Origin of the sequence: Onishia taeanensis, from assembly GCF_013349955.1 — a bacterium.
Lineage (GTDB): Bacteria > Pseudomonadota > Gammaproteobacteria > Pseudomonadales > Halomonadaceae > Onishia > Onishia taeanensis_B.
In genome coordinates this window covers 71,763-84,575 of record NZ_JABVXC010000004.1, presented here as the reverse complement: position 1 = coordinate 84,575, position 12,813 = coordinate 71,763, and the positions used below count along the sequence as shown (strand labels likewise).

Below are 12,813 nucleotides of genomic sequence, written 5' to 3'. Positions count from 1 at the left end.
TACGGGCAGACCAGTTCGGGGGCGAAGACCGATAGTGAGGCGCGATCTGGCCGAGTCCCCTGGGGCATTGGCACGATAGCGTCTTTGAGCTTAATCCCCCCCCAGAGGGATAGGAATACCAACAAAGAGCTGCGCATGACATCGCATACCCACCAGTCGCATCCCGACATCATCAAGCGTTTGAGTCGCGCCCGGGGACATCTGCAGAGCGTGGCCCAGATGATCAAGGACGGGCGGCCTTGCCTGGACATCGCCCAGCAGCTGCATGCAGTGGAGAAGGCGATCCAGCAGGCCAAGCGAACCCTCGTGCACGACCATATCGACCACTGCCTGGAAGCAGCGATCGGCCCCCACGACAGGGGCCGGAATCAAGACCAGCGCGCACAACTTGAAGACTTCAAGGCGATCGTTCGCTACCTGTAACCGATAACCGACAGCCACGCCTCGAGGAGGACCCGTGCTCCACGTGCTGAGTCACCGTCGTTACCGCCATTTATTCATGGCCCAGGTCACCGCCCTCGTCGGCACCGGGCTGACAACTGTCGCCCTGGCGCTGCTGGCCCATGACCTGGCGGCCGGGAAAGCGGGGATCGTGTTAGGCACGGCCCTGGCGATCAAGATGGTGGCCTATGTGGGCATCGCGCCGCTGGTCGGGGCCTATGCCTCGCGTCTGCCGCGCCGCACTCTGCTGGTCAGCCTGGACCTGCTACGGACATCCGTGGTCTGCGCGCTGCCCTTCGTCACCGAGGTCTGGCAGATCTATGTGCTGATCTTCCTGCTCAATGCCGCCTCTGCTGGCTTCACCCCGGTCTTCCAGGCGACGCTCCCGGATCTCCTCGAGGACGAGGGACAGTACACCCGGGCATTATCGCTGTCGCGGCTCGCCTATGACCTCGAGAACCTGCTCAGCCCCATGGCGGCCGCGGCGCTGCTGATGGTGATGAGCTTCGATGTGCTGTTCCTGCTCAACGGCCTGGCCTTCTTGGTCTCGGCCGGTCTGGTGGTCTCGGTGGTGTTGCCGTCGCCCCAGGCGGCGGAGGACGAGGCACCGAGCGTGTGGCGTAAGGTCTCTCACGGCATGAGGATCTACCTGAAGACGCCTCGGCTGCGCGGGCTGCTGGGCCTGAACATGGTGGTGTCGGCCGCCGGCGCCATGCAGATCGTCAATACCGTGGTCTACGTCCGCTCTACCCTGGGACTGGGCGAGCAGGCGGTGGCCATGGCCTTCGCGGCGGTGGGGGGCGGTTCGATGCTGGTGGCCCTGCTGCTGCCGAAGGTGCTGGATCGCGTGCGCGAACGCCCGATCATGCTCGCGGGCGCCGCGCTGATGACGGTGAGCTTGTTCCTCGGCCTGTTCGCGCCCGGCTTCGCCGGCCTGATGGGGCTGTGGTTCCTGCTGGGCGCCGGCGCCTCGCTGGTCATGACGCCCACTGGGCGCCTGCTCAAGCAGTCGTGCCACTCCGAGGACCGTCCGGCGCTGTTCGCCGCCCAGTTCTCGCTGTCGCATGCCTGCTGGCTGGTGGCCTATCCGCTGGCCGGCTGGGTTGGGGCCGAGGTGGGGCTGATCGAGACCTTCGCCCTGCTGGGGGCGATTGCGCTGCTGTCGACGGCGCTCGCGACCCGTGTCTGGCCGGCACGGGACCCGCTGGTCCTCGAGCATGACCACGACCCGGTGGCGCATACCTATCTGCACTATCACGACGAGCACCACCAACATGAGCATGAGGGATGGGAGGGGCCGGAACCGCATCGCCATCCCCACCATCATTCGAGAGGCCGGCATCGGCACACCTTTGTGATCGACGGCCATCACACGAGATGGCCGTCGTGACATGACAAAGAGGCTCAAGGAACGTTTGCATGAGCATTCTGCCTGACAACGTCCTTCACTCACCGGAATACCGCATCCTGGGCACAAAGATGGAAGAGCATGACCTCCACTTTCAGGTTGAAGCTCCGGTCCCTGTGGCCTGCGAGGAGTGCCGCGTAGAGGGAGAGTTCGTCAGGTTTGGCAAGCGCGATGTGGCTTACCGAGACCTGCCCATCCACGGAAAGCGGGTCACCCTCTGGGTAGTCCGTCGCCGCCACACCTGCCGGGCGTGTGGAAGGACGTTCCGGCCAGCTCTACCGGAAATGGTAGACGATCACCGCATGACGCGGAGGCTTTACAGCCACGTCGAGAAGGAGGCCTTCAACCACCCCTACGCCTATGTAGCCGATACCACCGGCCTCGACGAGAAGACTGTTCGCGAGATCTTCAAGAAGAAGGCTGAGTTCCTGGCTGCCTGGCACCGCTTTGAGACACCTCACTGCCTGGGCATCGATGAGCTTTACCTGAACCGCCGCTACCGCTGCATCCTGACCAACCTGGAAGAGCGCACCCTGTTGGACCTGTTGCCCGGTCGTCAGCAGGACGCGGTGACGAAGCGGCTCATGAGCATGACCGAGCGCGACAAGGTCGAGATCGTCAGCATGGATATGTGGAAGCCCTACCTCCGTGCCGTCCAGGCGGTGCTGCCACAGGCCCGCATCGTGGTCGATAAGTTCCATGTGGTGCGTATGGCCAACGAGGCCTTGGAGAAGGTCCGCAAGGGGCTCAGGAAGGAGCTGACGGCCAACCAGCGACGGACGCTCAAGGGTGATAGGAAGATCCTGCTGAAGCGGGCTCACGATGTCTCAGACCGCGAACGGCTCATCATGGAGACCTGGACGGGGGGCCTTCCCTCAGCTGCTGGCAGCCTACGAGCACAAGGAACAGTTCTACCACATCTGGGACTGTGCCACCCGGCGAGATGCTGAGCAGGCACTAGCTGCCTGGATTGACGACATCCCGCAGGGGCAGAAGGAGGTCTGGAAGGATCTTGTCAGCGCCGTCAGCTCATGGCGTGAGGAGATGCTGACCTACTTCGAGACCGACATCCCGATCACCAACGCCTTCACGGAGTCGATCAACCGGCTGGCCAAGGACAAGAACCGCGATGGCCGGGGCTACTCATTCGAGGTGATGCAGGCGCGGATGCTCTACACCACCAAGCACAAGAAGAAGGCGCCACAGATAAAGGAATCCCCTTTCCTGGGCAAGGCCACCATGACCTACAGCATGGGTCTCCCCGAGCCCGAGAAGAACTACGGCGTCGATCTATCAACCTTCTGGGAGAGTTAATGGTCGAAGGAGCAGGAGGCTCCATCTACCACTTAATCCGGATACCCAGAATTCTTTGATGCTGTTCAGCCGCGCCAGCAGCAAGTTGCCATCCCCGCCTCCCCGCTGAGCTAAAGGAATACCGCAAAGAACTGGAGTATTTCAGGCAGGTTGAGCAGCTAGACCGTTTGGAGCACCAGAAAACCTTGGGTACCGCACCGCTTGGTGCAGTTGATGAAAAGCGGACAACCTTTATTGGCGTTGACAGCGCCCGCTCCTGCAGGCGCAGCGCCATGATCTGCCGGGCATAAATGTGCAGGGGAGAGCGCTGGTGACTCAATGGGCTCCACAAAACCGGAACGCCAAAGGGAAAGCAGCCCGATGCTTCTGAGGAATGCGTCTTCGATTGTCGCCAGAAATAGGCAGTTCAGTGCCACATCGGCTCTGCGCCCAGTGTGACTGATGCGCTGCTGGTACTGAGATGATCGCCTTAGAGGTGAACCGCTGGGAGGGGAGTCGAGGTGGGAATTTTTAACTGCCTGACTCTACATCAGCTTGAACGGTTCAATGTCATAAATTGATGTGTGATGGTTCTCACACCTTGGAGAGATAACGTCGTGGCCGTCCGCGCCTGACCATCTGCTCCTTGTTCGTGCACGACAGCTGGACAAAGGTTTTCTTGGAGGGTAACAGGGCACTCATATAGTAATCGCTCTTGACAATGTAATCGATCACGACTCCCTTCAGAGCATCGATTTTGTCTTTTCCATGGTAGTTGATCGTCCCTATCCCCAGTTTTTTGTAGCGATGCTTGATTCGATTGCAGTTAAAGTATCTGCCTTCCCCACCCGTCACTTCGCTGTACCAATACTGCCCCACCATCTTGGCATAGTTAATATCCTGTCGATTGCCGGAACCCTTCATGATGACAACAAGATGGTAATGAAAGCCAGCCAAGACCCCGTATTCCAGCTTGCCAAAGACCGCCATCACATTGGGAGCAACTTTTCCTGACTTAAGGCTATCACTCATTAACGTCCATTCTTTCTTCACCATCTTCATGTCTTTCATAAAGTCTTCCGATTCAATAAACTTTCCTTTTCTATATCCCAAATCCACTCTAAGCACCAGTAGACGGGACCGCTGTGCAAAGCATCTATCGATAATTGCAGTTGCCGCCTTCTTTCTGTCTTTAGCCGCTCGATCAGCACGCCGTGAAAAGTCCTGGATAATCGGCCTGCTGGCCTCATCCTTGATCTCCTCCATGATCTTATTCATGACATTGACGGTCCTAGAGACTCCTCCTGCTAACACGCCATACTCCACCATTGCCCTCAATTCATACTCCCACCTCCTTGTGACCTTGTGATAAATACCGACGTAAGGATTCTTATCGACAACGCGCAGCTGTGCGCATCTCTCATCACAGCCCTTTTTCACGACTTTCAGGAATTCTTTGCCATGTAAGGATTGGAAGAGCTTCAGCTTCCCATTCTTTTTCTCCACCACCTCGAAGTGATCTTCTCGAGAGTCAAATATCCCTTTTATGACCGCTTCTGCACGACGCAGGTGTGCAATAAACTTTTTATCGGATTCTGAAAGCAGCTCTTCTTGGTCATCAGACACCTCCTCCTCGAAGAATAACTCCTCATCATTCATATCCCATTGTTGTAAGTTCTCACCTCTTGCCAGTCGCTCCTCGCCCTCCCACCACGGCACATCATTATCGCTAGGAGACTGATTCGTCCCCCAGTCCCAATCAATATTCCAGTCTTCGTCAAAAGGATGCGAATTCTCACCCGGAGATTCCTCATATTCCATACAGCACTCCATCATCGACTACACGGCTAAAAGTATCAATCTGGATATAAGACACATACTCTTTACTCAACGCTCACTATTTAAAATCCATGTACTGATATGGCTCCAGCACTGCTACAACATGACAACCCACCCTAGCACAACCCTTCGGTATAACATATAAAGCAAAAGTAAAACTAACCACCCACTTTCAACATTGCAGGCGCAGCAAGGGTTAAAACAAAAGATAATAGCCTTCGCTTATTCAGAAAATAACGTTAAAAAATCAAAATAAATCAAACGTCGAACCTAAAGCCCTGGAACTTATAGCAAGTTTATGGCATAATTTTAGAATTATTATTCAAAGGAAATCCGCAATGAGCAATAATCCCTTACCTGCCACTACCTCCATATCAGAAAAGAAAGAAGGAGAATACAATCAGCACCTCACAAACAAAAACCTCATCATCCCTGACCATTACCACCAGATCTCCTCCATCCCGCTTGAAGACTATATTGAGAGGCTGAAAAGAACGCTTTGCGAAACCTATTTTCATATATCGCAAAAACCTCCAAGCATTGGCTCATCTCCATCGAAAAAAAATGAAGAAGAATTAGCAAACGTGCTCTTCCACCAAGAATACGCTTCAGCTAAAAGGAAAATACTTTCTGGCACGCCAGCTAGCGACTACCAAGAAACCTTAGAGCTTGATCTTTGTGAAAAAATCGATGATAAAATATCTATGTTTTTCTCAACTTCATTCATTTGGTTAGTTTGTTCCGACCTCCTAGCCCAAGAAGGCTTACGCGATCAATCATGGGCAGCGCTGGTTGAATTCGCATCTCTAGAGACAAGACTTGAAGACGCATGCATAGCTGAAGAAAAACGCTGGGAAAAGCTCCTTCAGCAAGAGTATGGAAGATTGGCCAACCAGAATCTAAGGCACTTGAAATATCGTCTCATAGACCTCCTGTATGAGAATTGCCCAGATAATGGATGGCCGTCAGTAAAAGTTGCCGCATACAAACTGCATGAAAAAGTACTCCAATTCCACGAGCAGAGCGATCAGCGGTCAGTAATAAAGCTGAATGAAAGTGATATTCAACGAATGATCACCAACTGGATGAACAAGAACAAAGAAGTCAACGATATCTTCAAGAAATTGAAAAAACTCTAGGCAATATCAGGATCACTCTTGGATTCCCCTTGGTTTGCAAGCAACCACCTGTCGACATCCGGCTCAGACCAGCCTTTAGATCTAGCACCAAGAGAAATCTGCACAGGGAATGTTGGGTCATATTGTGGCATCCGAGGATTAATTTTTGCATAAATTGAAGATCGACTAATGCCTATCTTTTCTACCAACTGCGCCATTCTCAGGATCTTCAGTTTTCTATCGTTGCTCATCTTCAAGTCCTCTATATCAATCAACCGACAATACGAATTGTATCGGAACCAGTTAGATAATCGAGCCGACTTGCCACCTATTCAAAAACAGGGCTCAAACACTGGATATATATCTAGAAGCCCACCATCCAGGGCGATTCCAAGCATTTTTATGCCATATTTTTCAATCACTTAATGAGGGCCGTGTGTTAATGACTACCTAATGCAAAAAATTACTGACCCTGGTCCCCTCCGCTGGTGTTATGCCTACAGGCGCATCTGCCTGGTCAGACAGATGCGAATGCGGTGCGCATACAAGCAGGAATCGGTGGTCGGCGTGCCTTGGGCAGCTGGCCGACCACTTTGCTTTCAAGCGACATCAGAACCTGGTCACCTCCGACAGGGAAATCTGGCCCTTATCCTCTGGCGACCTGCTCGGGATGGTGGATGCCATCGAGCTTGATGAGCCAAGCCTTACGCTTGTCCCACAGTCGGTAACTGCAGCCGCGAAAAGTGATGACGTGACTGTGGTGCAGCAGCCAGTCGAGGATGATAGATCCAAGGTAGCCACTTTCCCGCTTGGCTCCAGAGCCCCCGTAGTAGCCACCTTGGGCGGCCGATAGCTGACAATGCACTGCAGATGGTACGGCAGGAACCGCACCACAGGGCGCCAGCTCAACTCGGAGTGGCGGGCTAACTCCTGGCCGACATGTTGAACCCGCATGTCACCGTCGGTCACGCTGACTAAAACCGGCTCGCCTATCAGACGGCAGGGCACGCAGTAGAGGTTTGTGGCGACCTCAACGGTGGCATCGCGCTGGAAGCAACTGCCGAGTTCCACGTCTGCTCGAAGGGCGGATTGTCGTTCGGCGGTTGCAGGCTGGCCCTTTCAGCTGCGAAGCGAACCGCCGGCAGCTCACCGGTGGCGTATTGCATCCGCTGGTCGGCAATCTCACGCATCCACCAAATCAGGTAGGCCTCCAGCCCCCCTGTTGACCCCGATTAGAAATGTCCGGCCGCGATAGCGTTGCGCTGCACGTAGCCAGCGCCGCGCTCGTCCTTGCCCTTGGTACGGGCTCGATACTGAGCGCAGTGCACCGGCCGGAAGCCCCAGTAGCGGGCAAAGACCACACGCTAATCGTTGAAGGCCACCTAGAGGCTGGCGGCATTGTGGTGGTCGACAGTGCCCAGGCGTTATCCAGCAGTACCTGCTCTGGCACCCTACGGAGCCAATGAGCCCCTCTTCCATGCTGGTGGTCACACCAACTGACGCTCGTGACGGAAGGAGTAGGCATAGTGTCGGCGGGGGTATCCGAGGGTAGTGACGAACAGGTAGATCTTGATCGCTTCTTTGCCGATGGTGATCTGGCGGCTGCCGAAATCGATCTGAAGCTGCTCGCGAGGTGGAGTCTCGAATCTCACCGTCGCCTTGTCTTCGGCGACCAGCGCCTGGCAATAGGATTCGCAGGCGCGTACCAGCGTCCGCAGACTGACGGTTAAGACCGTGTTCTAGCTGCAGGACTTGCAGCACCACGGCGGCAATGCCGATGAGCTGCAGGAGGCGGTACTGCAGACAGTGATCCAGAACATCAAGTGAATATGTGCGCTGCAGGCTGGCCTAGGGCGCCCATCCACCCTAGCGCAGGTAGCGCTTGACGGTGTTCTTGCTGACACCGAGTTCGTCGGCGATTTGCCTAACGCCCCAGCTACGGGTTTTCAGGCACAGATCGGGTTGGCTCCTTGAAAATTACTCATACAAAAATGGTTACCATGTATGTCCAGAAGCATCCAAAAGCATCTTTTATTATCTAACGACATACAAACCCAAAGTTAAAAAAAATCATTATTCACTCCATTTTCAACCTGCTAAATTTGGCAACATCAGTAATGAAGGAGAGTCAAAATGTAGGAGCTTGCAGAAGACGATACAGGTGGGGAACAACCCCTTAACGAAGCCAATCCTGCTCCAGGCTAATGACCTTCTGGCTTCACCGGCGCTATTCACCATCCACTGGGTGGGTGAAAAACCAGGACGGCGGGCTTCTCATACGCCACAACACCCTTAATACATATAAATACAACAACTTTTGGCGGAATGAGGACGATAAAATATAGCATTTACAGCTTGGATTAATGGAAGGTATCGAATCAAAAAACGCCGCACTGGCTACAGCCTCAAGCGGAAAATAAAACTCAACTTACAGGAACATTTATATACCAAATACGCTACACCCTGATAGTAGCCGAGCGCACAGATAGCGCTACAAACAACATGCGAAGTCAAGTAAAAAACATGAACATCATGCCCTAAGAGAAAACTAAGGAACCAGCTTAATGTACGATAACCCATATCCCCTCAACCAATCCTCAACAGGGAGCGGTACATATCTTCCCAATCCATACACTAACTCCCAGATAAACTATCAGGATATCTCTTCCGCAAGCACCGGTCGATACAACTCGAGCCAGCAACTGCCCTTTTCCCGGGCGGGACGGCCACCCAAGCCCTGCAAGGCCAACCTCATCCGGCAGATCCTTCACCAAGACTATCGCCTTGTAGCTGATCCTAACGGCGTATATTTCCTTGTACCGAACTTCGGCGGTCCCGTACTGATGTTGGAAGCGGAGATGATTGCACCGATCATCAAGCACATAGCAGCGAGCCATAACAACCGCGACGTTTCGGACCAAAATGTCCGGGACGCGCTGGAGATCATTCGGGGGGACTACCCGGATTTTGCGGAAATCGGTAATGGCCGAACCTGGCTAGACAATTACGGTAATCGATATATCGCACTGAATGGAAAAGTGATGATGCTCCCTCCGAAACAGGAGAACATGATTCAGCCAGAGCTAGCCTATCCTTACTGGCATCCCGCCAATTGTCGCCCCTTTCACACGGTGTATATCCAGGGTCCCAGTGCGATGGCCCCCTCAGGCGTGCGTATCATTGAGTCGTATGTGCCGATTCCGAAAGATCGAGACCTGCTGATCTATACGTTCATGGTGCTTTGCATGATGCCAGAACGTCAGCAGCTGGTTCTGGAACTCACAGGAGAGCTTAAATCTGGAATGGCACAACTACAAGACGTCATCAAGCGCACGCTAGATCCGGTAATCAAGGAGAATGCGATTCGTGATACACCCTCAAAGGTCAAGGACGTAGATCAAAAAGCCTGGCGGCATCATGTGCTCAACCTGGACAATGTCGAAGACGGGCTCAGTTCGGCGGTACAGCGACGTATGTTTGAGTTGCTCTGCAAAAGCAGGCTGGAATGGAAAGCTATTGGTTGCCATGAGATTACATCGAGTCTCGCTGTGCGGCGTGCTTTTTTGCTGAGCAGCCTAGAACCGGTCATCACACAACCTGAATTAGTAGAACTCACCTTGAGTCTGGAAATGCCATCACCCTCAACAGATCAGACGGGCAAGGCATCTTCCCAATGGCATACGCAGGAGAGCTTACCAGGCGAAGATCAGAGTCGCGTCTTCAATGCACTGCTTGGCATGCTCGGAAAGGCACATGCCAATATCGGCCAAGTGAGCTTGGATCGGAGAGTACCGGACGGCTGGCACGATTTCTGTCGTATCGGAATGATTGTCTCCGACACACTGACCGGCAGTGCAGAGGCCTTTTGGTCGCAATACGAGGCATATCGCAATGAGCGGCTCTGCGAGATGACTGAAGAGGAGCCGATTGCCAAGGCAGTTGTTGAATACCTGAGGATTAACGCCATCACGGAAGCCGTCGAAAATCCGGCGGGGGTCTGGCTGGCCATCTTGGGCCAGTTCCGGCCGACCTGTGTGTCGGACAGCCAATGGCCACGTGAGGCGCGCGGCCTTGGCGCAGCCTTCAAGCGTGCCGCCCCACTGCTGGATGCCCAGGGGATTACCTGCTGTAGCAACGGTAAACGTGGCTCGAAACGCCATTGGGTGATCGGTCCAAAAGGGCTCGCCATGCAGCATTTCTGACCAATCGGCATTCATCGCGTGTCGAGACTTAGGCGGTTACCTGCCAGTTTGGAGGGGGATTTTGGACCCGACCGGCTTTCTAGGTCGGAAGCCTACCCTGTATGCCTTTCAGGGTAGGCATGGGGCTCGTGGCCGTGAAGCTTGGTAGGCCGGCTCAGGCTCATGATGTTGGAGGCCTGCGGGCTCATGCGCAGTGGCCGGGCGACCAGCCAGTTGGATCTTCCCGGCGACCAGGTGGAGAATCAGAATCTCCACTTGGTCGCCTTCAATCGGCAATGTGCCGTCATCTAAGTAGCGCGTCATCACCGCCCAGCGTTTCCGACGACTACCCTACCCCCTCGCCAGGACTCGGTTCAGTGGAACGTGCCCAAGCTAAACTCCCGAGGGCGGGCCAGATGCCCAGCCCACCTGTCCATCAGCCAGATCCGCCAGGCAATGCTCGCTGAACACCGCACAGCGTCGATCCCTGGCCAACCCACGGCGATTGAGCCCCATACCAAAGGTTCCTGATGACGACCTCCTCAGAGTAAGACAGGAGAATCGATTGGTTACTGATTTCAGTCCGGACCGTTAGAAGCGGCGCGGCCAGCAGCCAGTCCTGGCGCTTGGCCTTGCGGATTCAGGTCTGGATAAGGTCGATATAGAGACCTCGCTGCTGGGCGACCTAGACAATCGAGATATCGTGCTATAGGCAATCTGCCACGATCCAGAACTTGAGATCCGGATGTGCCTTCACTGGACATATACAGAACGTCCACGACAAGACGACGTTCGCTGCTGCAAATCTCGTCTGTTGCCCACTCCTGAGGCTGTTTTTTCGAAAAACTTGGTGCCTAACGTCGTAACGTCGTGCTCAAAAACACCCGCCTCATCATCGTGTGGGTCAGCCGCGATGACTGCTGCCCGGCCTCACACTCCTGACAAGCACGTCTGGAAGGAACTCTGGCACGCTGCCGACAGGCCCATCGGAAATGGCGCTAGAACTAAAGTAGCAGAGCTGCATGTAAAGGTTCTGTTCCATTTTTTTTGAAATCTATATCACTCCTGTGAGCCAAACCTCTTCCGGGCTTCTACCGCCGTCACAGGAGACATGAAATGCCCCCACCCTGCTTACGCTGCGAGTCGCAGCGCGTCATCAACCTCGAGAGCGCCCGCAAACTCGGGATCGCGGCCGGCGCAATGGCCGGTACGCTCCAGGGCGCCTATGGGTCGCTCTACTCTCCCGGAAACCTGCTCTCTTCCAGACAATTTCCGCTCACCCGAGCCGCTGCCGCTGTCGTCGCCGGCGCATCAGGTGGCATCGCTGGAGCTGCGGCTGGCGATCGCCTAGTTGTAAACCTGTTCCCTCCCGGAGAAGGCATCCCCTGGCTCTGTCTGGGTTGTGGCCACGCGTTCCGTGAGTTGGCCTGACCCGGCACGACTCATCCTCTTATCCCATCAGCCGGCACTCAGCCGGCTTTTTTTCGTTCAGGAGATTTCTCATGGCACATCAAATCGAACACATGGCCTACGTCGGTAACACCCCCTGGCATGGCCTGGGCCAGCAGCTGTCGCGTCACCAGCCGCTGGAAGTCTGGCGGCAGCAAGCCGGCATGGATTGGCACATCGATGAATCTCCAGTGCGCTTCATTGCAGATGGCGCGGGCCACCTGGGGAGCATCCATTCCTTTCCGGAACAAAAGGTGCTCTACCGTTCCGATACCAAAGATCCGCTGTCGGTCGTCTCCCAACGCTACAAGGTGGTGCAGCCGGAAGAGGTGCTGGAGTTCTACCGCGATCTGACGGAATACGCGGGCTATGAGCTCGAGACCGCCGGGGTGCTCAAAGGCGGTCGCAAGTTCTGGGCGTTGGCCAAGAGTGGCCTGGGCGGGGCATTGAAGGGCCAGGACCAGGTCAACGACTACTTGCTGTTGGCTACGTCCTGCGATGGGTCGCTGGCCACCGTCGCTATGCCGACCTCGGTGCGGGTGGTATGCAACAACACCCTGTCCATTGCCGTGGACGGTATGTCGCAAGGGGTGAAAGTACCGCACAGCACCGAGTTCCGTCCTCAGCTGGTCAAGCAGCAGTTGGGGATATCTGTCTCACAGTGGGACGACTTCATGTATCGCCTGAAAACGCTGGCCGAGCGCAAGGTCAGCCAGGAGGAAGCGAGAGCCTACTTCCAGGCGGTGATCTGCAACGCCGAGGCGCCGCTGGAAGATCCCTCTAAATTGCCCAACGTCCGTGCCCTCAATCGCGTCCATAAGCTTTTCCAGGGTGAGGGGCGCGGCTCGCGGCTGTGCACGGCGCAAAGCACCGCCTGGGGGCTGCTAAACGCGGTCACCGAGTACGTGGACCATGAGAAGCGCGCCCGTGGTAATGATTACCGCATGGATTCCGCCTGGTTTGGCCAGGGAGCCAATCTCAAGGACAAGGCCCTGGAGTCGGCGCTTGCGCTGGTGGGCTGATTTCCCAGTAGCGACATCCCCACTCAGTCTTTCCCTCATCACGGCATAGCGCCCGGCCCCTT

The 12,813-nt window shown here is 55.2% G+C and carries 11 protein-coding genes and 1 pseudogene; 6 read left to right on the top strand and 6 right to left on the bottom strand.

Features of this window, described 5'->3' with window-relative positions:
• Nucleotides 1–135: 135 nt before the first annotated feature.
• From HUS66_RS06800 to HUS66_RS06790, 3 genes and pseudogenes are all read left to right on the top strand, one after another.
• Nucleotides 136–423: a metal-sensing transcriptional repressor gene (locus HUS66_RS06800; protein ID WP_112056432.1), complete on the top strand. Its 288-nt coding sequence runs from the start codon at nt 136–138 to the stop codon at nt 421–423.
• A gap of 34 nt (nt 424–457) precedes the next feature.
• The gene (locus HUS66_RS06795) at nt 458–1,831 is read left to right on the top strand and encodes an MFS transporter (protein ID WP_136255832.1); all 1,374 of its coding nucleotides are present in this window, start codon (nt 458–460) and stop codon (nt 1,829–1,831) included.
• 29 nt (nt 1,832–1,860) lie between these two features.
• Nucleotides 1,861–3,163 (top strand): annotated as a pseudogene (locus tag HUS66_RS06790) (ISL3 family transposase).
• Nucleotides 3,164–3,736: 573 nt separating this feature from the next.
• On the opposite strand, the gene HUS66_RS06785 reads toward HUS66_RS06790, so the two are convergent.
• A complete protein-coding gene (locus tag HUS66_RS06785) occupies nt 3,737–4,963 on the bottom strand; it encodes an inovirus-type Gp2 protein (RefSeq protein ID WP_168709077.1) in 1,227 nt (408 codons plus the stop codon).
• Between the two features lie 356 nt (nt 4,964–5,319).
• Here HUS66_RS06785 and HUS66_RS06780 point away from each other — a divergent pair, with 356 nt between their 5' ends.
• Complete coding sequence (locus HUS66_RS06780) at nt 5,320–6,120, top strand: hypothetical protein (RefSeq protein ID WP_175070173.1); 801 nt, start codon at nt 5,320–5,322, stop codon at nt 6,118–6,120.
• On the opposite strand, the gene HUS66_RS06775 is transcribed toward HUS66_RS06780, so the two are convergent.
• From HUS66_RS06775 to HUS66_RS18080, 5 genes are all read right to left on the bottom strand, one after another.
• The gene (locus HUS66_RS06775; RefSeq protein ID WP_175070172.1) at nt 6,117–6,350 is read right to left on the bottom strand and encodes a helix-turn-helix transcriptional regulator; all 234 of its coding nucleotides are present in this window, start codon (nt 6,348–6,350) and stop codon (nt 6,117–6,119) included. The genes HUS66_RS06780 and HUS66_RS06775 overlap by 4 nt on opposite strands.
• Before the next feature lie 358 nt (nt 6,351–6,708).
• Complete coding sequence (locus HUS66_RS18085; RefSeq protein WP_425340074.1) at nt 6,709–7,170, bottom strand: Mu transposase domain-containing protein; 462 nt, start codon at nt 7,168–7,170, stop codon at nt 6,709–6,711.
• A 161-nt stretch (nt 7,171–7,331) separates the two neighbouring features.
• Complete coding sequence (locus HUS66_RS17945; RefSeq protein ID WP_302675511.1) at nt 7,332–7,460, bottom strand: hypothetical protein; 129 nt, start codon at nt 7,458–7,460, stop codon at nt 7,332–7,334.
• A gap of 126 nt (nt 7,461–7,586) precedes the next feature.
• Nucleotides 7,587–7,751, bottom strand: coding sequence for a hypothetical protein (locus HUS66_RS06770; RefSeq protein WP_175070171.1), 165 nt, complete (start codon nt 7,749–7,751; stop codon nt 7,587–7,589).
• Between the two features lie 214 nt (nt 7,752–7,965).
• Nucleotides 7,966–8,049 carry a helix-turn-helix domain-containing protein gene (locus tag HUS66_RS18080; RefSeq protein WP_425340075.1) on the bottom strand — a complete coding sequence of 28 codons (84 nt, stop codon included), beginning with the start codon at nt 8,047–8,049 and terminating at the stop codon, nt 7,966–7,968.
• Between the two features lie 614 nt (nt 8,050–8,663).
• Here HUS66_RS18080 and HUS66_RS06760 point away from each other — a divergent pair.
• The gene (locus HUS66_RS06760) at nt 8,664–10,301 is read left to right on the top strand and encodes a hypothetical protein (protein ID WP_175070170.1); all 1,638 of its coding nucleotides are present in this window, start codon (nt 8,664–8,666) and stop codon (nt 10,299–10,301) included.
• Nucleotides 10,302–11,782: 1,481 nt separating this feature from the next.
• Nucleotides 11,783–12,751: a DUF932 domain-containing protein gene (locus HUS66_RS06755; protein WP_136255829.1), complete on the top strand. Its 969-nt coding sequence runs from the start codon at nt 11,783–11,785 to the stop codon at nt 12,749–12,751.
• Nucleotides 12,752–12,813 lie beyond the last annotated feature (62 nt).